At 60.1% G+C, this 26,089-nt stretch carries 16 protein-coding genes and 2 pseudogenes; 13 read left to right on the top strand and 5 right to left on the bottom strand.

All coding sequences use genetic code 11. The features are described from left to right. Positions 1 to 8 precede the first annotated feature (8 nt). The 4 genes and pseudogenes from dppD (at position 9) to D7S44_RS20355 (ending at position 3,507) form a co-directional block, all read left to right on the top strand. The gene (gene dppD / locus D7S44_RS20370) at positions 9 to 995 is read left to right on the top strand and encodes a dipeptide ABC transporter ATP-binding protein (RefSeq protein WP_120458003.1); all 987 of its coding nucleotides are present in this window, start codon (positions 9 to 11) and stop codon (positions 993 to 995) included. Continuing rightward, complete coding sequence (gene dppF, locus D7S44_RS20365) at positions 985 to 2,007, top strand: dipeptide ABC transporter ATP-binding subunit DppF (RefSeq protein ID WP_120458001.1); 1,023 nt, start codon at positions 985 to 987, stop codon at positions 2,005 to 2,007. The genes dppD and dppF overlap by 11 nt, the downstream gene beginning before the upstream one ends. A 197-nt stretch (positions 2,008 to 2,204) precedes the next feature. Then, positions 2,205 to 2,435 (top strand): annotated as a pseudogene (gene bcsD, locus D7S44_RS20360) (cellulose biosynthesis protein BcsD); the annotation flags it as partial. Between the two features lie 67 nt (positions 2,436 to 2,502). Then, the gene (locus D7S44_RS20355) at positions 2,503 to 3,507 is read left to right on the top strand and encodes a family 8 glycosyl hydrolase (RefSeq protein ID WP_120457999.1); all 1,005 of its coding nucleotides are present in this window, start codon (positions 2,503 to 2,505) and stop codon (positions 3,505 to 3,507) included. Between the two features lie 980 nt (positions 3,508 to 4,487). Here D7S44_RS20355 and bcsG read toward each other — a convergent pair. Genes bcsG through bcsE form a run of 3 tightly spaced genes read right to left on the bottom strand, consistent with a single transcriptional unit; the run spans position 4,488 to position 7,881 of the window. After that, positions 4,488 to 6,155: a cellulose biosynthesis protein BcsG gene (gene bcsG / locus D7S44_RS20350; protein ID WP_120457997.1), complete on the bottom strand. Its 1,668-nt coding sequence runs from the start codon at positions 6,153 to 6,155 to the stop codon at positions 4,488 to 4,490. Beyond that, complete coding sequence (gene bcsF / locus D7S44_RS20345) at positions 6,155 to 6,343, bottom strand: cellulose biosynthesis protein BcsF (protein WP_120457995.1); 189 nt, start codon at positions 6,341 to 6,343, stop codon at positions 6,155 to 6,157. The genes bcsG and bcsF overlap by 1 nt, the downstream gene beginning before the upstream one ends. Next, positions 6,340 to 7,881 carry a cellulose biosynthesis protein BcsE gene (gene bcsE, locus D7S44_RS20340; protein ID WP_120457993.1) on the bottom strand — a complete coding sequence of 514 codons (1,542 nt, stop codon included), beginning with the start codon at positions 7,879 to 7,881 and terminating at the stop codon, positions 6,340 to 6,342. The genes bcsF and bcsE overlap by 4 nt, the downstream gene beginning before the upstream one ends. Before the next feature lie 197 nt (positions 7,882 to 8,078). Here bcsE and bcsR point away from each other — a divergent pair, with 197 nt between their 5' ends. The 8 genes and pseudogenes from bcsR to D7S44_RS20295 all read left to right on the top strand — a co-directional run bounded on the left by bcsR (position 8,079) and on the right by D7S44_RS20295 (position 22,852). Beyond that, positions 8,079 to 8,276, top strand: a complete 198-nt coding sequence (gene bcsR / locus D7S44_RS20335) for a cellulose biosynthesis protein BcsR (protein WP_120457991.1) — start codon at positions 8,079 to 8,081, stop codon at positions 8,274 to 8,276. Beyond that, positions 8,276 to 9,007: a cellulose biosynthesis protein BcsQ gene (gene bcsQ, locus D7S44_RS20330; protein WP_120457990.1), complete on the top strand. Its 732-nt coding sequence runs from the start codon at positions 8,276 to 8,278 to the stop codon at positions 9,005 to 9,007. The genes bcsR and bcsQ overlap by 1 nt, the downstream gene beginning before the upstream one ends. Then, positions 9,004 to 11,616 carry a UDP-forming cellulose synthase catalytic subunit gene (gene bcsA, locus D7S44_RS20325; RefSeq protein WP_120457988.1) on the top strand — a complete coding sequence of 871 codons (2,613 nt, stop codon included), beginning with the start codon at positions 9,004 to 9,006 and terminating at the stop codon, positions 11,614 to 11,616. Before bcsQ ends, bcsA begins: the two co-directional genes overlap by 4 nt. Before the next feature lie 10 nt (positions 11,617 to 11,626). Beyond that, positions 11,627 to 13,912: pseudogene (gene bcsB / locus D7S44_RS20320) on the top strand (cellulose biosynthesis cyclic di-GMP-binding regulatory protein BcsB). After that, a complete protein-coding gene (bcsC, locus tag D7S44_RS20315; protein WP_120457986.1) occupies positions 13,905 to 17,375 on the top strand; it encodes a cellulose synthase complex outer membrane protein BcsC in 3,471 nt (1,156 codons plus the stop codon). The pseudogene bcsB and the gene bcsC overlap by 8 nt, the downstream one beginning before the upstream one ends. A 115-nt stretch (positions 17,376 to 17,490) precedes the next feature. Beyond that, positions 17,491 to 19,497 carry a biofilm formation regulator HmsP gene (hmsP, locus tag D7S44_RS20310; protein WP_179256449.1) on the top strand — a complete coding sequence of 669 codons (2,007 nt, stop codon included), beginning with the start codon at positions 17,491 to 17,493 and terminating at the stop codon, positions 19,495 to 19,497. A gap of 342 nt (positions 19,498 to 19,839) precedes the next feature. Beyond that, the gene (locus D7S44_RS20305) at positions 19,840 to 21,126 is read left to right on the top strand and encodes a dicarboxylate/amino acid:cation symporter (RefSeq protein ID WP_120457984.1); all 1,287 of its coding nucleotides are present in this window, start codon (positions 19,840 to 19,842) and stop codon (positions 21,124 to 21,126) included. Between the two features lie 241 nt (positions 21,127 to 21,367). Beyond that, a complete protein-coding gene (locus D7S44_RS20295) occupies positions 21,368 to 22,852 on the top strand; it encodes a M16 family metallopeptidase (protein WP_120457983.1) in 1,485 nt (494 codons plus the stop codon). Positions 22,853 to 22,856: 4 nt separating this feature from the next. Here D7S44_RS20295 and D7S44_RS20290 read toward each other — a convergent pair whose 3' ends face one another. Both D7S44_RS20290 and kdgK read right to left on the bottom strand, forming a co-directional pair. Continuing rightward, positions 22,857 to 23,729 (bottom strand): alpha/beta hydrolase, encoded by an 873-nt coding sequence (locus D7S44_RS20290; protein ID WP_120457981.1) that lies wholly within the window; start codon positions 23,727 to 23,729, stop codon positions 22,857 to 22,859. Positions 23,730 to 24,061: 332 nt separating this feature from the next. Continuing rightward, positions 24,062 to 24,994, bottom strand: coding sequence for a 2-dehydro-3-deoxygluconokinase (gene kdgK, locus D7S44_RS20285; RefSeq protein WP_120457980.1), 933 nt, complete (start codon positions 24,992 to 24,994; stop codon positions 24,062 to 24,064). A gap of 280 nt (positions 24,995 to 25,274) precedes the next feature. Here kdgK and pdeH point away from each other — a divergent pair, with 280 nt between their 5' ends. Further along, a complete protein-coding gene (pdeH, locus tag D7S44_RS20280; protein ID WP_120457978.1) occupies positions 25,275 to 26,048 on the top strand; it encodes a cyclic-guanylate-specific phosphodiesterase in 774 nt (257 codons plus the stop codon). Positions 26,049 to 26,089: the final 41 nt, after the last annotated feature.

Genomic DNA, 26,089 nt, shown 5'->3' with positions numbered 1-26,089 from the left:
GCACCGAGATGGCGTTATTAAATGTAGATAAATTATCGGTGCATTTCGGCGACGATAAGGCACCGTTCCGCGCGGTCGACCGCATCAGCTATCAGGTCGAGCAGGGACAGGTCGTGGGGATCGTCGGCGAGTCCGGCTCCGGCAAATCAGTCAGCTCGCTGGCGATTATGGGCCTGATCGATTTTCCCGGCAAAGTGATGGCGGAGAAGCTGGAGTTTAACCAGCGCGACCTGAAACGCATCTCCGAGAAAGAGCGCCGTCAGCTGGTGGGCGCAGAAGTGGCGATGATTTTCCAGGATCCGATGACCAGCCTTAACCCTTGCTACACCGTCGGCTACCAGATTATGGAAGCGATTAAGGTGCATCAGGGCGGCAACCGGCGTACCCGCCGTCAGCGCGCAATCGATCTGCTGACGCAGGTCGGCATCCCCGATCCGGCATCGCGTCTGGATGTCTATCCGCACCAGCTGTCGGGTGGTATGAGCCAGCGCGTGATGATCGCCATGGCGATCGCCTGTCGGCCTAAGCTGCTGATTGCCGATGAGCCAACCACGGCGCTGGACGTGACCATCCAGGCGCAGATTATCGAACTGCTGCTTGAGCTGCAGCAGCAGGAGAACATGGCGCTGATCCTGATTACGCACGATCTGGCGCTGGTGGCGGAAGCCGCGCATCACATTATCGTGATGTATGCCGGACAGGTTGTAGAGAGCGGCAAGGCGAACGATATTTTCAAGGCGCCGCGCCATCCCTATACCCAGGCGCTGCTGCGCGCGCTGCCGGAATTCGCCGCCGACAAAGCGCGTCTGGCGTCGCTGCCGGGCGTCGTGCCGGGTAAATATGACCGTCCGGTCGGCTGCCTGTTGAATCCGCGCTGTCCGTACGCCACCGATCGCTGCCGTAAAGAAGAACCTGCCTTACGCGACATTCCGGGGCGTCAGTCCAAATGTCACTATCCGCTGGATGATGCCGGGAGACCAACCTATGAGTCTTGATAATACCAGGCAGGAGTACCTGCTACAGGCGATTGACCTGAAAAAACACTACCCGGTGAAGAAAGGCCTGTTTGGCCAGCAGCGCCTGGTGAAAGCGCTGGATGGCGTCTCCTTTAATCTGGAGCGCGGTAAAACGCTGGCGGTCGTTGGCGAATCCGGCTGCGGTAAATCGACGCTCGGCCGCCTGCTGACCATGATCGAAACGCCGACCGAAGGCCAGCTCTACTGGCATGGTCAGGATCTGCTGAAGCACGATCCGCAGGCGCAGGCGCTGCGCCGTCAGAAAATCCAGATTGTGTTCCAGAACCCCTACGGTTCGCTCAATCCGCGCAAAAAAGTCAGCCAGATCCTTGAGGAGCCGCTACTGATTAACACCGCGCTGAGCAAGGCGGAGCGTAAAGAGAAGACGCTGGAGATGATGGCGAAGGTCGGCCTGAAAACCGAGCATTACGATCGCTATCCGCATATGTTCTCTGGCGGCCAGCGTCAGCGTATCGCTATCGCCCGCGGGCTGATGCTCGAACCCGACGTACTGATCGCCGATGAACCGGTCTCGGCGCTCGACGTCTCCGTGCGCGCGCAGGTGCTTAACCTGATGATGGATTTGCAGCAGGAGATGGGCTTGTCCTACGTCTTTATCTCGCACGATCTCTCAGTGGTGGAGCATATCGCGGACGAGGTCATGGTGATGTATCTGGGCCGCTGCGTTGAGAAAGGCAGCAAAGAGGCGATCTTCAACAATCCGCGCCATCCTTATACTCAGGCGCTGCTGTCAGCCACGCCGCGCCTTAACCCGGACGATCGGCGCGAGCGCATCAAGCTGACCGGCGAACTGCCCAGCCCGCTCAGCCCGCCGCCGGGTTGCGCTTTTAATGCGCGCTGCCGCCGCCGTTTCGGTACCTGCGTACAGCTACAGCCGAAACTGAAGCGCTACGGCGATCAGCAGATCGCCTGCTTCGCCGTCGACCAGGATGAAAATCAGCCGGTCGGCGCGGCGGAAGGGATCGTTTAAAACAGAGGCTCCGTAAGGAGCCTTTTTACTGCCAAATCCTTCACTCCATCTGATGCAGCCCCAGCCGCAGCGATAAACGTTTACCGTCGCTGACGTGAGCGGCTGCTTCCATCTTGCGACAAGCGTTTCGATTTCACCATGACGTCGGTCTCGCTGATGATCACACGCATCAACCTGGCTGGTTCGATCTGGTCAGCATGATGATGGAAGGGATGCGCGCAAACGCGGACAGAGCAGAGACAGAGCCATTCCTCTACAGCATGGGCGAATCGCTGGCGGCGCGCTATCCTTTGCCTGACGCGCGTACCGCGCAGGATCGGGAGCGCGACATGAATTTACAGCTGGCCCGCTTTAGCTGGGGTTTCGTTCAGCTACAGCCGCAAGATGCGGCAATTCTGCTGAAGCTTCATGCCCTTTCTGCGGACGGCGGTCGCGGTGACGCAGGATTTTAACGACGGCAATACGCTGCACTATCGGTATTAACGGAGCGACGACATGACAAAGCCAGCCTGGCTGAGATGGGTGATTTTTTTCATGGTGATGATGGTAAGCGCACAGGCTTCGGCTGACGGCTGGAGCACCTTCAAGAGCCGCTTTTTAACCCCGGAAGGACGTATTGTCGACAACGCCAACAATAACGTCAGCCATACAGAAGGGCAGGGCTATGGCATGCTGCTGGCGGTGGCGAATGACGATCGCGCCACGTTCGATAAGCTGTGGAGCTGGACGCGCCAGCATCTGTTGAATACGCAAAACGATCTCTTCTACTGGCGCTATACGCCGAACGTGAGCGATCCGGTAGCGGACAAGAACAACGCTTCCGACGGCGACGTGCTTATTGCCTGGGCGCTGCAGCGCGCAGCCGATAAGTGGTCTTCGCAGACCTATCAGCAGGCGTCGGATCGGATTCAGCACGCCATCGTGAAGCATAACGTGGTGACCTTCGCGGGCCATACGGTGATGCTGCCGGGCGCGCAGGGTTTCAACAAGACCAGCTATGTCGTGCTGAACCCCTCTTATTTTCTTTTCGAGGCCTGGCGCACCTTTGCCGACCACAGCCATCTCAAGGTGTGGAACGCCTTGATTGATAACGGCATGGATCTGCTGGGCGCGATGCATTTCGGCAAAACGGGCCTGCCGCTCGACTGGGTGGCGCTGAATGCTGACGGCTCGGTCGCGCCAGCGGTGGGCTACTCCAGCCGCTTCAGCTACGATGCGATTCGCGTGCCGCTCAACATCTGGTGGTACGACCCGCAAAGCCTGCGTCTGGTGCCGTTTCAAAACGTCTGGCAGCGTTACGGTCGCCTGACGACGCCCGCCTGGTTCGATGTCATGGGCAACAACAACGCGCCTTACCACCTCGACGGCGGCTTGCTGGCTATCCGGGATTTAACGCTGAACGAGACGGGGTATATCAGCGACCGGCTTGCGCCGGACCAGAACTACTTTTCCGCCAGTTTGCAGCTGCTGGTGTGGCAGGCATTGCAGGAGAAGCGCTGAGCGTTTGCCTGCTGCGCAGGGGCTCTGGCTTCGCTGCGCGAGCGGGCGTTGAGCAGAGGGTTTTTGCTGCTGTTAAACCCCGGTGCGGGTTTCGCTCGCTTAACAGTGGGGGGAGCTTTGGTGCAGGTTTCGTTCGCACGACAGACGGGGGGCTTCAGTGCAGGTTTCGTTCGCCCAACAGCCGGGCAGTTTCATCCCGCCCTCTGCGGGCGACCGAGCAGGGCCGCAAGGCGGCGGCCCTGCACCCGCGCCCTGGGCCAGCTCCGCCGCCCGCTGCGCGGGTCCCTTCGCTTCGTCAGGATTTCTGACGGACCGGCTGGATTCGCCCTCCCTGGCTCATGCCAGCCTCTTCGCGGCATCCCTGCCGCTCGTCCTGAAATCCCTCCTCCGCTCAGCGGCTGCGATGGCCCTCACAACCCCTGCTGCAAGTTCTGTGTTTTTACCAACGGCCTTATCGCTATAAGCGCGATCAGACGACGCGACCATTTATAAAAAGAGAAATCACAGGCAGGGGGTCTGACAGAGGCATCCGACACGCTGAGGCGTGCGCGGCGGCGAGGACGAAGAGTCCTGACTCCAGAAGACGCAATCTTATCGCTGCAAGCGCGCATCCTGCATACAGACAACGCAGCCGTTTATAAAAAAATGAGAACTCACAGGCGAGGGTGTGACAGAGGCATCCGACACGCTGAGGCGCGCACGGCGGCCAGGACGAGCCGACAGGAAGTCGGCGAGAGCGCGGCATGAGCCAGGACGGCGAATCCGCGCGGTCCGTAAGGCTGACGTAAGCAACGAAGGGACCGCGCATAGCGCGGCGTGGAGGCTGCCGGAAGCCGGGATTGTTAAGGGGCTGGCAAGCCCCTTAATACGCACGCCGGCAGCGCAGCTGCTGAAATTCCCCGACGCCTGGCGGGCGGAACCTGCACAACGCCAGCCGTTCGCGCAGCGAACGCCATGCAAACCAGGCGGGCGAAACCCGCTTACTGCGGATAAGCCACCCAGTCGCCACCGTTCAACCGGATCCAGGGCTTGCCCTGATACATCATCACCACGGCATTGTCATTCTCCGAGACAACCGGCGTCTGCGGCAGTTTGTCCGCCAGCACCGACATATTCACGTTCGGCGCGTTAAATACCTGACCGTCCACTACGCGGGAAACCAGCTCGGAAATCGCCAGCAGGCTGGCCGGCGTATCGATGGTTAACGGCTGGCCCTGATGCGGCGCTTTCATGCCGACAAACTTAATGCCAACCGGCACGTGAGTAATGCTCGGGCTGGGAATATCGCGCAGGCCAGACATCTGCATCTTGTCACCCTGCAGCGCCGCGCCATGCTCCGGCACCACCAGCACCATCACGCGTCGTCCCGACTTCTCAAGATTCGTCAGGAAGGCATCAAGCTGATCGAACAGCACCTGTGCACGCGGCTTCCACGGCGCGGTTTGGGTGCTGCCCAGATCGCGCGTGCCGTCATGCAGCGGGATCAGGTTATAGAACGTGGCGCTGCGCGCGTCGCTGCTCTTGCTGCGATCGTCAAGCCAGCGCTGCATCAGCTGTGCATCGTTGAACACCGGCGAGCCGTCGAACGAGGTCAGCTCCGGCGCAATACCCGCCTGCGACATCAGCGGCGCCTGAATATTGCCGTCGTCGCGCAGTTCCTTCAGATAGTTACCAAACACGCCGGTGTGATCCATCATCAGCTGCTCTTTAAAGCCCAGCCTGGCCAGATTATCAAACAGATAACACCGCGCGTCAGTCGGCTTATAGAGATCGCTGTGCGAGGTCTGGCCGCAGCTGGCGCGCAGCAGACGAATGCCCGCCGGGCCGCTGTAGCCGGTAGCGGAGTTGTAGTTGTTCAGCACGATATCAAAGTGCTGCCACAGCGGATGGCTGCGCAGCTGTGAGACGTCCATATCCGACCAGGCGAGCGAACAGATATTTACCACCAGAATATCGAACGGCTGCGAATCCGCAGGCAGGCTGTCGGGAAAATGGGTCACACGCTTGCGTTCGCTGTCGTAAAAGCGGTTCAGCCAGGCGGTAAGATTAGCGCTGGTGGGCGGCGCCGACTGGTCAAGCCCGTCCGGCGCGCTGGCGGCCTGTGGCTGACCGGCGGCAGGCGTCTGGTTCAGCACCACCTCTGGCGTGGCGGCTTTGGTTGGCAACAGCGACAGCGCGGGACCGGCGATAGTCAGCACGTTAAGCCAGATCAGCATCAGGGAGACCAGCACCGTCACGCGTACCCACTGCGAGATAAACAGATAGAGCACCAGCAGCACAAAGGCGGCACCGATCATCTGCCAGTTAATGAAGCGATTAACCAGATCGAGCAGATAGGCACCGGAGAAGCCCGCCACCTGGTTGCCCTGGCTAAGGATACTCTCTATGCCCGGCAGCCAGGTATCGTGCCAGAACAGGCCGAAGCCGATGGGAAGCGATATCCAGCTGCGAAGGCGATGCAGACGCGGCGAGGGCAGCGGGAACAGCAGCCAGGCCAGGAATATCAGGTTGCTCAACGCGTGGAAATTGAGGTAGCCGTACCACAACAGACCGAACTTAAGCAGAAAGTAGAAGTTCCAGCCGCCCAGCCCGCGCCAGTAAGACCATAAGCGGGAAGAGTGAGCGGAAGTGGATTGATCGTTATTCATTAATGATTTGCATCCTTTTTCGAGGATTTACGCTGCCAGTGACCTTCAGACTTCAGCGCACGGGCGGGCAGCAGGCGATTCAACATGCCGTTCCAGCGACGCGGCAGCCATTGCCGATATAACGGCTTTAAAAACAATAAAATAACCAGAATTAAGAGCGCGATTTGCAACCAGTCCATCAGGTTCATCGGGTTTTACTCTCCGCCAGTAAAATGATGGGCTGCGGCGTGGGGCGCTCGCGGGTTTCAACCGGTTCTGCGGCGGGCTGCGTTGGCTGAAGCTCGGGTGTAATGTCCTGCAGCGCATTGGGCGTCAGATTTTTTATGTTGTTGATTTCCGCAAGAATTTGATTGTCCTCAAACCAGACCAGTCGGTTAGCGAAAAGCTCGTCGTGCGGCAGCGAAAAGATAAATTTCAGCGCCTTATCAAGATCGTTATAGCGGCAGGAAGAGAGAAACAGAATGACACGATCGTCCAGCACCGTGACCAGATCGCCGAAGCGTCGCGGTTTGCACAGAGTCAACACCTGCTGCGGTTTGAGCTGCGGCACCGGGCGCAGCGCCACCAGCAAACCTTTATCGTTCTCCGGCAGCAGCGTATTGCCGATCAGCTGTCCTACCGCCTGACAGAAGGCGTCGAGGCGCAGATAGCCTTTCTCCTGCAGCGGTTGCAGCGCGGCGGTCAGCGCATCCAGGTTGGCAGGCACGCGGCGGTTGAATACCTGACCCTGCAGACCTTCCAGCGTCGTCAGAAAGCGCGACATGGTCGCGCTGGTCGGCACGATGGCGCTGACGCCGCACGCCAGCAGCAGGCGTTCATCGCTGTAGCGCAGGCTGGTGCCCATCTCGCGCACCACGATTTTTAAGCCGTTGCCGCGCGCGCGGCGCAGGCTGTGCACCATTTTCGCCAGCTCGCCGATATAGTCGCTGCGGGTCAGGCTGAAAATCACCGTCGCGGCGCTCGCCTGCTGCGCGCGGAAAAAGACCTGTTCATTATCGTCAAAGAGCTGCCACTGACGCGAAAGCGGCGGCGCGCCCTCCAGCACTATTTTCTCCGCAAGATAATGTTGCTCATCGTTAAGGCTGAGCGGCTCCTGCTTTTCATTTTCATTTACGGCGTAAAAACGATCGTCTTTGCAGTCAAGTCGAATGGCGCGGTCAGCGAGCAGCCGATCGCCGGCGTACCACCAGTTAATTCGATACTGCCAGCTATCCTGTTGAAATGTTAAATGAGCCACGCCGTCCAGCTGGCGAAAATAACGCTGAAGATTATTACGCAGGTTAATTATCGTTGCGCCTGACGTGACCATTAAAAGCGTCATCTGCTTTTTATTCAGCACCCGACGCATACGCTTTATCCAGGAGGTTAACTCCGCCTCGTCAAGTTTATCCCACTGCGCCGCGCTGCTGTTAAAAATCACCAGTCCGTTTTTACTGCTGAGCTTACGGGTAAAGTCGCTCTCCAGACGCAGCAAACTGCTTTTATTTTTAGGCAGAGAAAACAACGGAATACGATCTGGACCGCCTGCAGGGTCCGGCGTCAAGAGATCGTGTGGTTTTTCGTCTGCGCTGATAAGGGTGACGGATTGCTGCGCCAGGATCGCCTGCCGAATAAAAGCGCGCGCGTCTTCATGACGCGCGCAGGTTACCCAATAACAGCCGGGCGTTTGCAATACCGTTAATTCAGGCTGAACCTGCAACAGCCCCAGCGCAAAGGAATTTTTCATATTGAATTCGCGATTTGTTCAGTCCAGGCTAGCTTATTATAGACGGGGCAGGATGCAACCAAAGAAATTTAAAAATACGTTATGACAGACGGGTTCGCATTGATCTATCATCGCGCCGATTCAGACGGAGTCGATTTAACTCCCGCGTGAATATAACCGCCTTATACCCGACCTTGTTTTATCCGTGGCGAAAAGTAATGAAAAATGAAAATGCTTATACTCTGGTCGCGTCCGACGGCCAACGTCAGGATGATATTAGCGCCTTGCGCGATGCTTTTTCTCTGCAGGCTTTTCGCTATATCGATATCGCCCGTGAAGAGCGCCTGACGAACATCGTGGCGCGCTGGCCGCTGCTGGCTGAAACGGCGGGCGACAGGCCGGGACGTACGCGCTAATGCCGCTGATCGCGCTGCAAGGCGTACGCGGCGGAACGGGCGCAACTTCCCTTTGCGCGGCGCTCGGCTGGGCGCTGACGGCACTCGGAGAAAGCGTGCTGCTGATCGACGGCTCTCCGTCCAGCCAGCTTGGCGCGCACTTCAACCTGCCCGCGCTGCCGGAAAACGGCTGGATGCAGGCGCTGCGCCGCGGTGACGCCTGGCAGGCAACCGCGCTGCGCTATCCCCATGGTCCTGATCTGCTGCCGCACGGCTCGCTTTCTCATCAGCAGGACTTTACTTTGCTGCGCCAGGAGGCCGCGGTCGCCGCGCCGCTGCTTGATGCGCTGCCGGATCTGAACAGTCGCTATAAGTGGTTGATTTTTGACCTTCCGGCCGATTTGCTGCCCTGGCATGAAACGCTTTATGAACAACTCGACGGCGTGCTGCGCGTACTGACGCCGGACGCCAACTGTCATCTGCGCCTGCATCAGCAGCGCTTTACGCCGCATACGCACTTTATTATTAATCAGTTCAACGCCAACAGCCGTCTGCAGCAGGATCTCCATCAGCTGTGGGTCGCGTCGTTGAACAACCTGATCCCGCTGTTAGTCCACCGTGATGAAGCGCTGGCGGAAGCGCTGATGATGAAGCAGCCGGTAGGGGAGTACCGTCCGCACGCGCTGGTCAGCGAAGAGATCACGACGCTGGCGAACTGGCTGCTGCTCCATCTGAACGGAGCGCGTCCATGAATCCGCTGCGCTGGCTGCTGACCGCGCCGGTCTGGCAGGCGCTGCGTGTGCGCTATGCCACGGCGCGCGACAAGGGGGCCTCCCGCTTCGCCAGCGGCCTGAATCTGCTCTGGTGTACGCTGGGCTGGGCGCTGCTACGTTTTGAAACGCCGGGCTGGCAGCGCATTATTCAGGATCGCCGTCGTCTCTATCCGCATATCTCGCCGGAACGGCCGCGTCCGTTAGACATTCTTCGCTATCTGGTGCAGACGCTATGGCTGGTCATTACCCTGCCGCAGGATGAGAGCGGCCGCAGCGAGCGGCAGCGCTTTAAAGCCTTCCAGCCGCTGTTTCGCTGGCGTCAGCGCGGTTATCAATGGCTTGATACGCTCTCCGCGCGCGCGCAGACGGGCAATGTCGACGAACGTATTGAGCAGCGGCTGCAGCGGTTATCGCCGTTAACGCGTCGCCTGATCTTTATCGGTGCGGCGCTGTTCGCCTCGCTACTGGCGCTGCTTTGTATCAGTCAGCCGTTCGGGTTGATGACACAGTTTATCTTTGTGGTGCTGCTCTGGTGCCTGGCAATGCTGGTACGGCGCGTGCCGGGCCGCTTCCCCACCATGATGCTGATTGTGCTGTCGCTGACTGTCTCCTGCCGCTATTTGTGGTGGCGTTACACCTCGACGTTAAACTGGGACGATCCGCTCAGCCTGGTGTTCGGCCTGCTGCTGATTGCCGCGGAAACCTACGCCTGGGTGGTGCTGGTGCTGGGCTATTTCCAGACTCTCTGGCCGCTTAACCGCCAGCCGGTCTCGATGCCGACGACGCTCGATCAATGGCCGAGCGTCGATCTGCTGGTACCGACCTATAACGAGCCGCTCAGCGTCGTCAAGCCGACCATCTATGCGGCGATGGGCATCGACTGGCCGAAAGACCGGCTCAATATCTTCCTGCTTGACGACGGCAGCCGCGAAGAGTTCCGCGAATTCGCCGCCAGCGTCGGCGTTAACTATGTGGTGCGTCCGACGCATGAACACGCCAAGGCGGGCAACATCAACCACGCGCTGAAAACGCGCTGCCGCAGTGAATTTGTGTCGATTTTCGACTGCGACCATGTGCCGACGCGCGCCTTCCTGCAGATGACCATCGGCTGGTTTATTAAGGATCCGAAGCTGGCGATGCTGCAGACGCCGCACCACTTCTTCTCGCCCGATCCCTTTGAGCGCAACCTGGGCCGCTTCCGCCGCACGCCGAACGAAGGCTCGCTGTTTTATGGCCTGGTGCAGGATGGCAACGATACCTGGGACGCCACTTTCTTCTGCGGCTCCTGCGCCGTGCTGCGCCGCAGCGCGCTGGATGAGATCGGCGGCATTGCAGTAGAGACCGTTACTGAAGATGCGCACACGTCGCTGCGTCTGCACCGGCGCGGCTACGCCTCAGCCTATATCCGCATTCCGCAGGCGGCGGGACTGGCAACCGAAAGCCTGTCGGCGCATATCGGCCAGCGCATCCGCTGGGCGCGCGGTATGGTGCAGATTTTCCGTCTCGATAACCCCTTATTCGGCAAGGGGCTGAAGTGGGTACAGCGTCTCTGCTACGCCAACGCCATGCTGCACTTTCTTTCCGGCATTCCGCGGCTCATCTTCCTGCTGGCGCCGCTGGCGTTTCTGCTCTGCCACGCTTACATCATCTACGCGCCCGCGCTGGCGATCGCCATCTACGTTTTGCCGCATATGCTACACACCAGCCTGACCAACTCGCGCATTCAGGGACGCTGGCGTCACTCCTTCTGGAGCGAAGTGTATGAAACCGTGCTGGCCTGGTATATCGCCCGGCCGACCACCGTGGCTCTGTTTAATCCGCATAAGGGCAAATTCAACGTCACGGCGAAAGGCGGTCTGGTCGAGGAGCATCATCTCGACTGGGTGATCACTAAACCCTATATGTTCCTGGTGCTGCTCAACCTGGCGGGCGTCGCGATGGCGTTCTGGCGCATGCACAACGGCCCGGCCAATGAAGTGCTGACGGTGTGGGTGAGCCTGGTCTGGGTCGTCTACAACATGGTGATCCTCGGCGGCGCGGTGGCGGTTTCCGTCGAGGCGCGGCAGATCCGCGAGGCGCACCGCGTGGAGATCGCTATGCCAGCCGCCATTGCCCGCGAAGACGGGCATATGCTGCCCTGTACGCTGCGCGACTACTCCGACGGCGGTGTCGGTGTCGAGCTGCGCGAGTCGAATGCGCTGAAGGAAGATGAAAAGGTCTGGCTGCTGCTGCGCCGCGGGCAGCAGGAGTTCAGCTTTCCCTGCCGCGTACAGCGCGTTTTTGGCCTGCGCGCCGGTATTCGCCTGCATCAGCTTACGACCCAGCAGCACATCGAATTTATCCAGTGCACCTTCGCCCGCGCCGATACCTGGGCGCTGTGGCAGGACGGTTTCCCGGAAGATAAACCGGTGCAGAGTCTCGCCGACATCATGATCCTCGGCTTTAAAGGCTATCTGCGCCTGGCGGAATATGGTCCGCCGCAGTTACGTCGGCTGTTTAACCTGCTTACCGCTGGGGTGAGCTGGCTGGCCTCGCTGTTGCCGCAAGGCATCGGACGTGGGCCCGCTTCAAAAAACGTATTGAGTTGATGATATGACGATGACGAGAGTGAACGGTTGGTTTACCGCCCTGCTGCTGGGCACCGCAACGCTGAGCTGCGCCGCTGCGCAGGACGCCGCGCCAGCGAACGCCGCCGACCCGGCGCCGGTTCAGGCCGCGCCGCAGGACCCCGCCGCGCCGCTGCGCGACAGCCAGCTCGACTTTACCCAGCTGGCGCCGCCGCCGGGCAGCATGACGCTACGCGGCACGCAGCCGAACGGTCAGATTGAGTTCGGCGTGCGCAGCGACGAGGTGGTGACGCGTGCGCTGCTTAACCTCAGCTATCGTCCTTCGCCCGCGCTGTTGCCGACGCTGTCGCAGCTTAAGGTTTACCTCAACGACGAACTGATCGGCGTTATCACCGTGACGCCGGAGCAGCTCGGCAAAGAGAATCAAACCCAGCTGGCGGTCGATCCGCGCTTTATCACCGACTTCAACCGCGTGCGCTTTGAGCTGGTTGGTCATTACGCCAACGTCTGCGAAAACCCGGCCAACAGCACCATCTGGCTCGATATCGGTAAAGAGAGCGGCATCGATTTAACGCTGCAAAAGCTGCCGCTGAAAAACGACCTGTCGCACTTTCCGGAGCCGTTCTTCGACGCGCGCGACAAGCGTCCGCTGACGCTGCCGGTCGTCTTTGCCGCGCAGCCGGACGTGACGCAGCAGCGCGCCGCCGCGATACTCGCCTCCTGGTTCGGCAGCAAAGCCGCATGGCGCGGCCAGAACTTCCCGGTGCTCTACAATCAGCTGCCGCAGCAGCAGCATGCCGTTGTCTTCGCCACCAATGATGCTCGCCCGGACTTTCTGAAAGATCTGCCGCCGGTGACCAAACCCACGGTGGAGATCGTCAGCCAGCCCGACAATCCTTACGAAAAGATGCTGCTGATTTTGGGGCGCAACGATCAGGATCTGCTGACAGCGGTGCAGGGCATCGCGCAGGGCGAGCTGCTGCTGCGCGGCGATACGTCGACTATCGACAGCGTGAAGCTGCTCGCGCCGCGCAAAGCCTACGACGCGCCGAACTGGGTGCGTACCGATCGACGCACCACCTTCGCCGAACTGACGCAGTATGAGAACCAGCTGCAGTCCGACGGACTGCAGCCGAATCCAGTCAGCCTGACGCTTAATCTGCCGCCCGACCTGTTTCTGGTGCGCGCGCGCGGCATCGATATGGATTTAAGCTATCGCTACACCGCGCCGATTCAGGCAGACGGCTCGCGGCTGGCGGTCAACCTGAATAACCAGTTCATTCAGGATTACCCACTGCCGCCGAAAAACACCGCCGGTCAGCAGCTGCTGCATATCCCGCTGGTGCAGGGATTGCAGGATAACAGCCGCCAGCTGACGATTCCGGCGCTGCGTCTCGGCGTGGTGAATCAGCTGCGCTTCGACTTCGACTACTCCAACACCTATATCGGCGGCACGGCCGACGGACGCTGCGAAACCGTCACGCCGGTCAGCCATCATGTGGTGGTGGATGACAGCTCCAGCGTCGATTTCTCCGGCTACCGCCACTATATCGAAATGCCTTCGCTGCGCGCCTGGGCTGGCGCGGGCTTCCCCTTCACGCGCTACGCCGATCTGGCGCAGACCCTGGTGCTGGTGCAGCCGAAACCCGACGCGCAGCAGGTTGGTACGCTGCTGAACACGCTGGGCAATATCGGCGCGCAAACCGGCTATCCGGCGTTGCGGGTGCAGTTTACCGACGACTGGGGCAAGGCGAAGGATCAGGACGCCGATCTGCTGATGATCGGCGACATCCCGAAAGATCTGCAGGATGACCGTCGGATCAGCGCGCTGGTCGACGCTGCCGCAAGCTGGATCAACACGCCTGTGCGCCAGGCGGCCACCGATAGCGGCAGCCTTAGCGACAGCGATCGCGCGGTGGAGAGCACCACCGCCATCGGTTCGCGCGGTCCGCTGGCGACGGTTATCGGCTTCCAGTCGCCGTTTAACGATCAGCGCAGCGTGGTCGCGCTGCTGGCGGACGGCAGTCCGCGCGCCTGGCAGCTACTGAACGATGCGCTGATTGACAGCGGCAAGCGCGGCGCGATTTTCGGCTCCGCCGCCATTATCCGCGAGTCGGGCGTTAACAGCCTGCGCGTCGGCGGTAACTATTTCGTCGGCCATCTCCCCTAGTGGGAGCGTTTATGGACGATGCTGGCGACGCATCCGTTCTGGCTGGCGCTCTGCGCGGTATTTGTCGTGGTGCTGTTTGCGCTGATGACCTGGCGCCTGATGCGCATCATTACCCGCCGCCGTCTGCTTGATGATGAAGATGAATAAAGCTTACGCGCTACGGGCGAGCCTGCTGCTGAGCGGTGTGTTAGGCACGCTGCCGGGACTGGCTGCGCCTGGCGCAGGCCCGGAGGTCTCGCCGGTGGACTGGCTGCTGACGCAGATCCGCACCGGCGAGTCGACTAACAAATATGATCTGGTACAGCAGTCGCTCTACCGGCTGGAGAAGATCGATCCCGATAATCCGCAGGTGCTGGCGGCGCGTTTGCGGCTGGCGCTGCATCAGGGCGACGTCGCCGCCGCGCAGACGCTGCTGGAGCAGCTGAAAAAGGTCGCGCCCGATTCGGCGGCAACGCGCGAATCGGCCGTGGGTCTGGCGCTGATGTCGTCTGAGGGACGGCAGAAGCTGCAGGAGGCGCGCCTGTTCGCCACCTCCGGCCGCCTCGCGGAAGCGAAAAGCGCCTACGACGCGCTGTTCAACGGCGTCTTTCCCGATGCGAATACCGCGCTGGAGTACTGGCGACTGCTGGCGCGCATACCGGGCCAGCAGGATGTCGCTTATCAGCAGCTGCAGGCGCTGGAGCAGCGCTACCCCGGCAATATCGGCGTTGAGCTGCAAATCGCGCGTATGGCGTTCGATCGCCAGCAGACGGCGCAGGCGGTAGAGCAGCTGAAGCGACTGGCGAGCAGCAACGGCGGACGCGACGCGGCGGCGGAACTCTGGCTGCAGCAGATCACTAATCAGCCGGTCAGCGACAGCAGCGTAGCAGAGCTGAAAACGTACCTCTCCGTCTTTACTGAAGGCGACGCGCAGAAGCAGGGGCTGGACGCGCTGGCGAAACAGCAGGCGCTGCTCGCCGATCCCGCTTATCGCGAACGCATGCGTGGGCTGGCGCTGGTGGACGCAGGCGGCGGCGCCGACGCCATCGCGACGCTGAGCGCCGCGCTAAAGGCTAATCCCAACGATGCGGATCTGATGGGGGCGATGGGCCAGGCGCAGGCGCGCGCCAACAATCGCGCCGCCGCTGTCCTCTGGCTGGAGCGCGCGATTCAGGCAGGCCAGCAAAGCACGCAGGTGGGCAAGTGGCAGTCGCTGCTGCAAACCAACCGCTACTGGCAGGCCATTGATGAAGGCGATAAGGCGCTGGCGCAGCACGATCTCGACGGCGCGGAGCGCCGCTATCGCGACGCGCAGACGCTGGATAATACCGACAGTTATGCCCTGATCGGCCTTGGGGACGTGGCGATGGCGCGCAACAATGCGCAGAGCGCCGAGCAGTTATGGCAGCGCGCGCTGCGTCTTGACGCCAGCAATACCACTGCGGTTCGCCGCCTGGCGGGGCTTTATCAGACACAGTCGCCAGCGCGCGCGATGCAGTTTATTAACGGCCTGCCCGCCGCGCAGCAGCGTGCGCTGGCCGATACCCTTCGTTCCCTGCGCAGCGACAGCCTGCGCGCCGAGGCCGACGCGCTGGCGCAGCAGAGCCGCTGGTCAGAGGCGGCGGAGAAGTATCGCCAGGCGCAGGCGCTGTCGCCGGACGACGTCTGGCTCAGCTATCGCCTGGCTGGCGCGCTGCGCAACGGCGGCGCACCGCAGCAGGCGGATGCCGTTATGGCGGCGCTGCAGCAGCAGCGCCCGCAGGATGCCAACGCACTCTATGCTTCGGCACTCTATCTCTCCGGCAAGGATGATGACGAGGCGGCGCTGGCGGCGCTGCATCGTTTGCCGGAGGCGCAGTGGAGCAGCAATATGCGCGAGCTGGCTGAACGCCTGACGCAGAATAAGCTGTTCGCGCATGCGGAGGATTTACGCGCGGCAGGGCAGGAGAAAGAGGCCATCGCCCTGTTGCGCCAGCAGCCTGCTTCGAGCCGCCGCGATTTGACGCTGGCCGACTGGGCGCTGGCGCGCGGCGATGCGCAAGAGGCGCTTGATAGTTATCAACAGGTGCTTGCGCGGGACGCCGACAACGGCGATGCGTCGCTCGGGCGTATCGAGGCGCTGGTGGCGCTGAACCGCACCAGCGAGGCGCGCGCGGCGTTAAAGGCGCTGCCGCCCGCGCAGGCCAGCCTGAACGCCGACCGCCGCGTGGCGCTGGCGTGGCAGGCGACAGGCGACGTCACGCAGGCCGCCGCGCAGTTTGCGGGTCTGAAGCAGCGCGCCGCCTCGCAGCCGCCTTCGCAGGATAAGGCACTGGTATTTCGTGATGCAGCGCGGCTTGAGCGCACGCAGCAGCAGCCCGACGCCGCGCTGGCGGATTACCGACAGGCGATGGTCGCCAGCGGTATCGGCGACGGCGAGAATATCAGCAGACTGACGCGCAATAACGCGCAGGATGACTGGCTGAAGCGCAGCATTCGCAGCGACGCCGCCGATCTCTATCGCCAGCAGGACACCACGCTGATGCTGGAGCAGGATTATTCGCGTAACAAGGGCACCGGCGGCGTTTCTGACTTTACCGCCCATACCACTATGCTGCAGGCGGAAACGCCGCTTGCTGACGGACGCGGCTTTTTACGACTCGATCGCGTTGAGGTATCGGCAGGCACGTTCTCTACCAGCAACGGCAGTTTTGACGAGACTTTTGGCAGCTGCGACGATGCGAACTCAGGCGGCTGTAGCCGCTACGCCAACCAGCGCGATGAAGGCACCGCGCTGGGCGTCGGCTGGCGCAACGATGTCTGGTCGGCCGACCTCGGCACGACGCCGCTTGGCTTTGAGGTCACTAACTGGGTAGGTGGGGTGAGCTGGAAAACCGACGTAAAAGAGGTCGGCGTGACGCTCACCGCCTCGCGGCGGCCTGTTTCCAGCTCGCTGCTCGCCTTTGCGGGCGCGCGCGATCCGGCGGCCAACGGCGGCAAAACCTGGGGCGGCGTGGTGGCGACCGGCGGCAGCGTCGGGCTGAGCTACGATCGCGGCGGCGCACACGGCGTCTGGGCCGATATCAGCGCGCATCAGATCACCGGCGAGAACGTCACGGACAACAGCCGCGAGCGCCTGATGGCGGGCTACTACTACAAGCTGATCAATACCGATAACCAGCGCGCCACCGTGGGGTTCAACTCCATGCTGTGGCATTACCAGAAAGATCTCAGCGGCTATACCTTCGGCCAGGGCGGCTACTACAGCCCGCAAGAGTATCTGTCGTTTTCCGTGCCGGTCACCTGGCGGCAGCGCACCGAAAACTGGTCGTTCGATCTGGGCGGCTCGGTCTCCTGGTCGCATTCGAAAACAGACGCGCAGCAGCGCTATCCGGTGAACCCCGGCTTTACGCTGGCGAGTAATCCCACCTCGGCGAGCAGCAGCGGAGGTGGCGTCGGCTATACTTTACAGGCCGTCGTCGAGCGCCGTATTACACCGCACTGGTTTATCGGCGCAGGAGTGGATATTCAACAGGCGAAGGACTATACCCCGAGCCACGGGCTGCTCTATGTGCGCTACTCTGCCGCCGGCTGGGACGGCGATCTCGATATGCCGCCAGAGCCGCTTACCCCTTACGCAGATTTTAAATAATCGTCGGGTCGTGTAAAACTCGGACTCTGGCAGGCAGTAAAAAAAGTGAGTTCCAGGATATACTTGCTGCGCATTTTCCTGTCTGATAGCTGTGCTTTTTAGCCTGGAGAAGATTTTGCGCGTCAGCCGTTCACTTACGATAAAGCAAATGGCGACGGTATCTGCGGTGGCGCTGATAACCGTCTCTGTCTTTATCGTCATTCAACTGTTTCATTTTGTGCAACAGCGCAGGATCGACTACGCCCAGCAGATGGAGAATATTGCGCATACCGTGCGGCAACCGCTCTCCGAGGCGGTACTGAAAGCGGATATCGCCCAGGCCGAGCGCATTCTGCAAACCCTGAAGCCTGCTGGCGTCCTTTCGCGTGCCGACGTGGTTTTACCTAACGCCTTTCAGGCGCTGCACGCCAGCTTCGAGAATGAAAAACCGATCCCGCTGCTGATTACTCGCCTGTTCGAACTGCCGGTGCAGATCACCGTGCCGCTCTATTCGGTCGAGAGCAGCGCTTCGCCCAAGCCGCTCGCCTATCTGGTGCTGCAGGCCAACTCCACACGCGTTTATCAGTTTATCCTCAGCACCGTCTCCACTATGGTCACCACCTATCTGCTGCTGGCGCTTATTCTGTCGGTGGCGATCAGCTGGTGCATCAACCGGCTGGTGGTCCATCCGCTGCGCAATATCTCACGCGAGCTGCAGGAATTGCCGCCGCAGGCGATTCTCACCCACAAGCTGGCGCTGCCCGCCAGCCACCGTGACGATGAGATCGGCATGCTGATCCGCAGCTATAACCGCAACCAGCAGGTGCTGGAGTCGGTGCATGACGAGATGAGCCGGCTGACCACCCATTACGCCGTGACCGATCTGCCCAACCGCGCGCTCTTTCTGGCGCTGGTCGATCAGCACCTGCGCAGTCACAGCAAAGGGTTTGGGCTGATGGTGATCCGCATCGAAACGCTGCAGGAAGCCAACGGCGTGCTGAGCGACGAGCAGCGCGACACCCTGATGCTGACGCTGGTCGAGAAGATACGCAGCACCATCGACGATCATACGCTGCTGGCGCAGACCGGGCCGAGCGACTTCGCGCTGCTGATGAAGCGCGCCAGTACCCCGTTTCGCGCGATGCGCCTGGCGCGCAATCTGATGATCCGCCTTAACCAGCCGGTGACGCTGCATCAGCTCCAGCTGCGGCCCAATGCCAGCATCGGTCTTGCGCTGTATGACGAAGAGCGCCTCTCCGCCAACGAGCAGCTCGATCGCGCTACCTCGGCGATGATGTCAGCGCGTCATTCAGGTAAAAACCAGATCCTCTTTTTCGATGCGGCGCTTACCGAGCGCGCGCAGAAGCGCCTGACGCAGGAGCATGACATTCTGCAGGGGTTGCAGGATGAGCAGTTCCGGCTGTTTCTTCAGCCGCAGATCAATATGCAAACCGGCGAACTGGCGGGTGCGGAGGCGCTGCTGCGTATGCGCATGCCGGACGGCAGCTACGGCCTCTCGGAAGAGTTTATCGCCAGCGCGGAGGAGATCGGCGTCATCGCTGCCATCGGACGCTGGGTATTTGAAGAGGCGTGCCGCATTCTCGCTGGCTGGCAGAAGCGCGGCATATTCATCCCGCTTAGCGTCAACATTTCCGCCGTGCAGCTGCGCGACGCCAGCATGGTGAATCATCTGCAGGGCTTGCTGCAGCGTCATCAGATCGCGCCCGGCAGTTTCGTGCTGGAGATTACCGAAACCGCGCAGATTGGCGATGCCGAAGTGGCGATGGCGCTGCTGCGCTCTTTGCAGACGGTGGGCGTCGCGGTCGCGCTGGACGATTTCGGCATGGGCTACTCCAATCTGAACTACCTGCATCAGTTCAAGTCGCTGCCGGTCAACAAGCTGAAGATGGATCGCAGCTTTGTCGCTGCGCTGCCGGATGACGACACCATGGTGCGCATCGTGGCGGCCATCGCCGAAATCACCGATCTCGACGTTATCGCTGAAGGGGTAGAAACCGCAGAGCAGCGCGACTGGCTGCTGGCGCGGGGTATTCATATCGGCCAGGGCTATCTCTATGCCGAAGCGCTGCCGCTGGAGCGGTTTGTGCAAACCTGGCTGCCCGCTCTCGCTTCTGACCAGTAGGCCGGTCAGGGCGCGACATCAACGACTGTCAGTGCGACCCTCTCTTCTGCTTCTGCCGCGCTTTTAACGCAGCGGGGCGCTTTGCACCTCCGTTCAGCTACTCGCTTGCGAAAAGATTTAACAACCTGATTCGTTGATTTCCCGCGTTTTTTAGTTACAAAAGGTCTTGCTGAAGCGTTTCAGTTCATAGTTGCGTTTCCAGAAAACCCTCGGCCTTTGTAGGCCTGTATTAATCCCGTTAACAGGGTGTTATTTTTTGCCAACCGCCAGCGCCGGGGAGCGCTTTACTTGCGGACACAATAAAACGACAACCTCACAACCCTGTTGTAGTGGACACATCTTATGAAAACTTCACTGTTTAAAAGCCTCTATTTTCAGGTGCTGTTAGCCATCGGCATCGGCGTTCTGTTAGGCCATTTCTACCCAGAGCTAGGCACGCAAATGAAGCCGCTTGGAGATGGCTTCGTCAAACTGATCAAGATGATCATCGCGCCCGTGATTTTCTGTACGGTCGTGACCGGTATTGCCGGCATGGAGAGCATGAAAGCAGTAGGGCGTACCGGTGCGGTCGCGCTGCTCTATTTTGAAATCGTCAGCACTATCGCGCTGATTATCGGTCTGGTGGTGGTTAACGTACTGCAGCCGGGCGTGGGCATGAATGTCGATCCGGCGACGCTGGATGCGAAAGCGGTCGCGGTCTATGCCCAGCAGGCGGAACAGCAGGGCGTGGTCGCCTTCCTGCTGGACGTGATCCCTGGCAGCGTCATCGGCGCCTTCGCCAGCGGCAATATCCTGCAGGTGCTGCTGTTCGCGATTCTGTTCGGCTTCGCGCTGCATCGTCTCGGCAGTGCCGGTACGCTGATTTTTAACGTGATTGAGAGCTTTTCGAAGGTTATCTTCGGCATCATCAATATGATTATGCGCCTTGCTCCAATCGGCGCGTTCGGTGCCATGGCCTTTACCATCGGTAAATATGGCGTCGGTTCTCTGGTACAGCTCGGCCAGCTGATCGTCTGTTTCTATATTACCTGCGTGCTGTTTGTGGTGGTGGTGCTGGGGATTATTGCGCGCGTCACCGGGTTCAATATCTTCCGCTTCGTCGCCTATATCAAAGAAGAGCTGCTGATTGTGCTCGGCACCTCTTCGTCTGAATCTGCGCTGCCGCGTATGCTGGATAAGATGGAGAAGCTGGGCTGTAAAAAGTCAGTCGTGGGGCTGGTGATTCCGACCGGATACTCGTTTAACCTCGACGGCACCTCAATTTACCTGACCATGGCGGCGGTATTTATCGCCCAGGCCACCAACGCGCATATGGATATCTTCCATCAGATTACGCTGCTGGTGGTGCTGCTGCTCTCCTCGAAGGGCGCGGCGGGCGTAACCGGCAGCGGCTTTATCGTGCTGGCAGCGACGCTGTCGGCGGTAGGCCACCTGCCGGTAGCGGGTCTGGCGCTGATCCTCGGCATCGACCGCTTTATGTCTGAAGCGCGCGCGCTGACCAACCTGGTCGGCAACGGCGTGGCGACGGTGGTGGTAGCGAAGTGGGTCGGCCAGCTCGATGAAAATCAGTTAAAGGCGACGCTTTCCGGCAAAGCAAAGGCGAAAAAAGTGCCGGAAACCTCCGTATAACGCCCCCTTTTTAGCAAAAACCCTCTAAATGCCCGCTGTCGCTTGCCCTGACAGCGGGCATTTGCATAATAATGCCCACTTATTTTTTTCATGGTTTTTCACTTCGTTGCGCGACATCCTGGCCTTCACGTGGTCAAAGACTCTGTTGTCGAAAAACGACGCGGCTAAAAAGAGAAAAACTCACCGCGTATTACAACGGCGAAACGTGCCAGTGATAACGACTTTTAGATTAGAGGTTCACATGCAGGGCACCAGAATTCGGCTTTTGGTTGGGGGGTTAGCGTGGGTGGCCGCCAGTTTTGGCGCTTATGCCGAAACGCTGCAGCCCGATCCTGCCTGGCAGGAAGGGAAACTGGATAACGGATTGAGCTGGCAGCTGCTGACTACGCCGCAGCGTCCCAGCGATCGCATTGAACTGCGCATGGTTGTGAATACCGGATCGCTGGTGGAAACGACCCAGCAGAGCGGCTTCAGCCATCTTCTGCCGCGTCTGGCGATGGTGCACAACGCCGCGCTCGACACCAATCAGCAGCGCGCGCTGTGGCAGCAGGCGATGGATCCGCAGCATCCGCTGCCGCCCGCGATCGTCTCTTACGACTTTACCCAGTATAACCTTAGCCTGCCCAACAACCGCCCGGAGCTGCTGAAAGAAGCGCTTAACTGGCTGGCGGCGACGGCGGGCAAGATGTCCATTAACGAGCAGGTGGTCAGCACCGCGCTGAGCGCCTCCGATCCTACAGCGACCTGGCCTGCCAGTACCCAGGATGTCTGGTGGCGCTACCGCCTGAAAGGCTCGACGCTGCTGGCGCACGATCCCGCCGAGCAGCCGCGCGCGCCCGTCGACCTGAACGCGCTGAACGACTTTTACCAGCAGTGGTACACACCAGATGCTATGACGCTCTATGTCGTCGGCAACGTTGAGAGCCGCAGCCTGGCGGAGCAGATCAATAAAGCTTTCTCCTCGCTGAAAGGCAAGCGCAGCAGTCCCGCACCGCTGCCGACCCTCTCGCCGCTGCCGCATCAGCCGATTAATCTGGTCAACAGCGCGATAAGTCAGGATCGACTGGCGCTGGTGTGGGATACGCCCTGGCAGCCGATTCGCGATTCGCAAAATCTGCAGCGCTACTGGCAGAGCGATCTGGCGCGCGAGGCGCTGTTCTGGCATCTGCAGCGCACGCTGGGCGACAGCAAAACGCAAAACCTGCAGGTCGGTTTCGACTGCCGCGTGCTCTACCAGCGCGCCCAGTGCTCGGTTAATCTCGACGCGCGCAACGACGCTCTGGAGCCGGGCCTGAATATGGTGGCGCGCGAGCTGGCCGAGGTGCGTGACAAAGGGTTGCCGCAGGAGGAGTTTGATGCGCTGATGGCGCAGAAGCTGCTGGAGCTGAACAAGCTGTTCGCTACCTATGCGCGCACCGATACCGACGTGCTGATGAGTCAGCGTCTGCGTTCGCAGCAGAACGCCGTGGTAGATATCGCGCCTGAGCAGTATCAGAAGCTGCGTCAGGCGTTTCTGAGCGGCCTGACGCGTGAGCAGCTGAATCAGGAGCTGCGTCAGCAGCTGTCGCAAGAGCTCACCATGGTGCTGATGCAGCCGGAAGGCGAAGCGGAAACCAACGTCAAAAGCCTGCAGGCCATCTGGGATAAGGTAATGGCGCCGCCAGCGGCAGCTGACGCCGCGCCGCAGGAGAGCAGCGCCAGCGACAGCGCGCCGCCTTCTTCCTGATCCCTCAGGTTTTCGCCCTGAGCCACTCGGTCACCAGCATCGGCCAGCTGGCAAGGGGCAGATCAGCTACGCCGCGGATGCCGAATCCGTGGCCGCCTTTCTGATAGAAGTGCAGCTCTGCGGGCACCTTATGTTCGCGGAGCGCGCTGAAAAACGCCATGCTGTTGTTCACCGAGACCGTTTCATCATCCGCCGCGTGGATGAGCAGCGTTGGCGGGGTCTGCGCGTGGACGCGCGTCTCCAGCGAATAGGCTTCGATGGTTTTCTCATCGGGCCAGGCGCCGAGCAGGCGCGTACGCGAACTCTCATGTGCAATGCCGTCGCGCATACTGATCACCGGATAGACCAGCACCATCGCATCCGGACGCGGCGAGAAGTTATCCGCGCCGTCCTGTACCGGATAGATTTTCTCGGCAAAGCGCGTTCCCAGGCTGGCGGCGACATGGCCGCCCGCCGAGAAGCCCGTCATAACGATATATTTTCCGTTGAGGCCGCGTTGGGCGCGTTCGCGCAGCACGCGCACCGCCCGCTGCGCATCGGCCAGCGGCGCGTCCGGGCCTTCGTGGTGGCCGTCGTAGGGCAGACGATAGGTCATGACCGCCAGGGTATAGCCCATCGCGGTAAAAAATGTCGCCAGCGCGCTGCCTTCGCGATCGATAAGGACGCGCTGATAGCCGCCGCCCGGCGCGACCAGCAGCGTAATGCCGTTAGACTCTTCGGGATGCCAGATGGCGATCTCCGGGCAGCGCACGCCTGTGGCTGCGCGATCGTAAGGCTCATACTCTTTCGCCAGATCGACAATCTGCGGCTGCGCGCGCGAATCGCTGGCACCTGGCGCGTCGCCGTTTGGCCAGATATTGATAATTTCTGTGTGCATAAAACGGTCCTGATGCGAGAAGTGTTGTAATTTTTTTTTCGCGGCCGGATAAACAGCGTCCTGCTGTTATTGAAGAAAAGATGGTCTTTTTTTCGGCGGTCGTCCATCCGAAAACGGAGTGCAAAGAAGGATTCAGACTATGCCTGGAGTGAGGATCGATAAGGGTTAAGGGCGAAAAAGCGAGACTGGCGTTCGCTTAAAAATCAACGCCAGCCTTTACTGTGATGATAACTAATATTTACCGCTGAATATCGTGTGCTAACGCAAATGCAACGCTGTTTGGCTGGCTATGCAGCGGTGAAAATAACACGCCCCGGCTACCTGGCGCGCCTTTATTCCGGCATCGCCTCCAGCGGAATAATCGCGCCGCGATGTTGGATAACCGTGCTGGCGGTAAGGTGGCCGCGCTCGGCGGACGCCTGCGGCGAACCGCCTGTCAGACGCCGCGACAGATAGCCCGCGCTGAAGGAGTCGCCCGCCGCAGTGGTATCAATCACGCTCGCCGAATCGAGGCGCATCGCTGGCACGTCGATCAGCGCATCGTCGCCGATCGCTACCAGGCACGACTCCGCACCGCGTTTAATCACGATTTCGCTGGCACCCGCCGCGCGCGTGCGCTCAATCACCGCGCTTAGCGGATGCTCGCCCCACAGCAGATGTTCGTCATCCAGCGTCAGAAAAGCGATGTCGGTGCGCTGCAGCATGGCGCGGTAAGCCTGCTGCGCGCTTGTTTTGTCGGCCCACAGGCGGGGACGATAGTTATTGTCGAAAATCACCTGACCGCCATTGCCGCGGCAGCGATCCAGCAGCGTCATCAGCTTCTCGCGGCTATCGGCAGGCAAAATCGCCAGCGAAATGCCGCTCAGGTAGAGGTAATCGTAGTGCGCCAGCTCGTCGACGATGGCAGAGGCGTGCGGGGCGTCGAGCCAGTAGCGCGCGGCGGCGTCGCTGCGCCAGTACCAGAAGGTGCGCTCGCCTTTATCATCAGTTTCAATGAAATAGAGGCCAGGCATTTTGTTTTCCAGCCGCTGGATTAAGCCGGTATTCACCTTTTCCTGCTGCCATGCGGCGATCATCTGATCGCTAAAGGAGTCGATGCCCAGCGCCGTGACGTAATCGACGCTGAGCTGCGCCTCATCGACCTGGCGCGCCAGATAAACCGCCGTGTTCAGCGTATCGCCGCCAAAGCCGCGTTTAATGTTCTCACCCTTCTCGGACAGCTCAATCATGCACTCGCCGATAATGGCTATTTTTTTATGCGTCATGGTATTTGGCCTGTAGTGAAATAGTGCCTTAGTCTCGCGTCTGGTATGGCAGACGTCAATGATTTTTAAAACGTCGTTTTAATTCCACTTAAGGTAAAAAAAGCCTTTCTTAGCGGCGATTTAGCGGTCAAAGCCGGGCTTTTTTTCACGATTGCGTCCGATTCGGGTTGTTACACTCTGTAGTCTTATGTGTCCAGCAGGCGGATAAAGATATGGCGGGGACAGCCGATACTTGCCGCTGAGCTGACACATGGCACTCGCCAACAACCAGGAAAAAACCATGGTGATGAAGAATATTAGTCATTGGCTACCTTCTTCAGCTGACATCAACCCACAACAGGAAGCGCGTCTCTTCTGGCAGCAATGCCAACGATTCTACACTTTCCAGCCGATATACCAGGTATCGGGCCGGTTGCTGGCAATTGAAATCCTGACTGCGGTAACGCATCCAGCCGCGCCGGAGAAACGGCTATCGCCGGAGGCTTACTTCGAGGCGCTGGCGATTAACCAGCGCCTGCATGTGGTCCATGAACAGCTGGCGCTGCTGAAAGAGTGGGAGCGCTTTTTTTGCGACAATCAGGTCGTGGCGTCGGTCAATATCGACGGTCCGACGCTCATGGCGATTCAGCAGCACCCGCCGATTCGTCGTTTAATCACCGATCTGCCGTGGGTGCGCTTCGAGCTGACCGAGCATCACGCGCTGCCGCAGGAAGAGATGATCGCGCAGATGCCTGAGCTGGGGCCGCTGTGGCTGGACGATTTCGGTTCCGGCATGGCGAACTTTTCAGCGCTGACGGAACTGAAGTATGACTATATCAAGCTGTCGCGCGAGCTGTTTATCCTGCTGCGCAGAACCGAAGAGGGCAAAGCGCTCTTCTCGATGCTGCTGGCGCTGATTAACCGCTACTGCAACGGCGTTATCGTCGAAGGCGTCGAAACCGAAGAGGAGTGGCGGCAGGTGTGCTGTTCCCCTGCAATGGCGGCGCAAGGCTATTTTTTTTCAAGACCGGTCCCTTTTTCACAACTTAATCATCTGCCGCTTCAGCTTGTCTGATGTCCTTCTACAACGTCTCGACTATCTTTAACGGAGACTGT

Source organism: Pantoea piersonii, from assembly GCF_003612015.1.
Classification (GTDB): Bacteria; Pseudomonadota; Gammaproteobacteria; order Enterobacterales; family Enterobacteriaceae; genus Pantoea; species Pantoea piersonii.
Note: the sequence above shows the minus strand (reverse complement) of the source record. Positions and strands in the feature narration are given on the sequence as shown.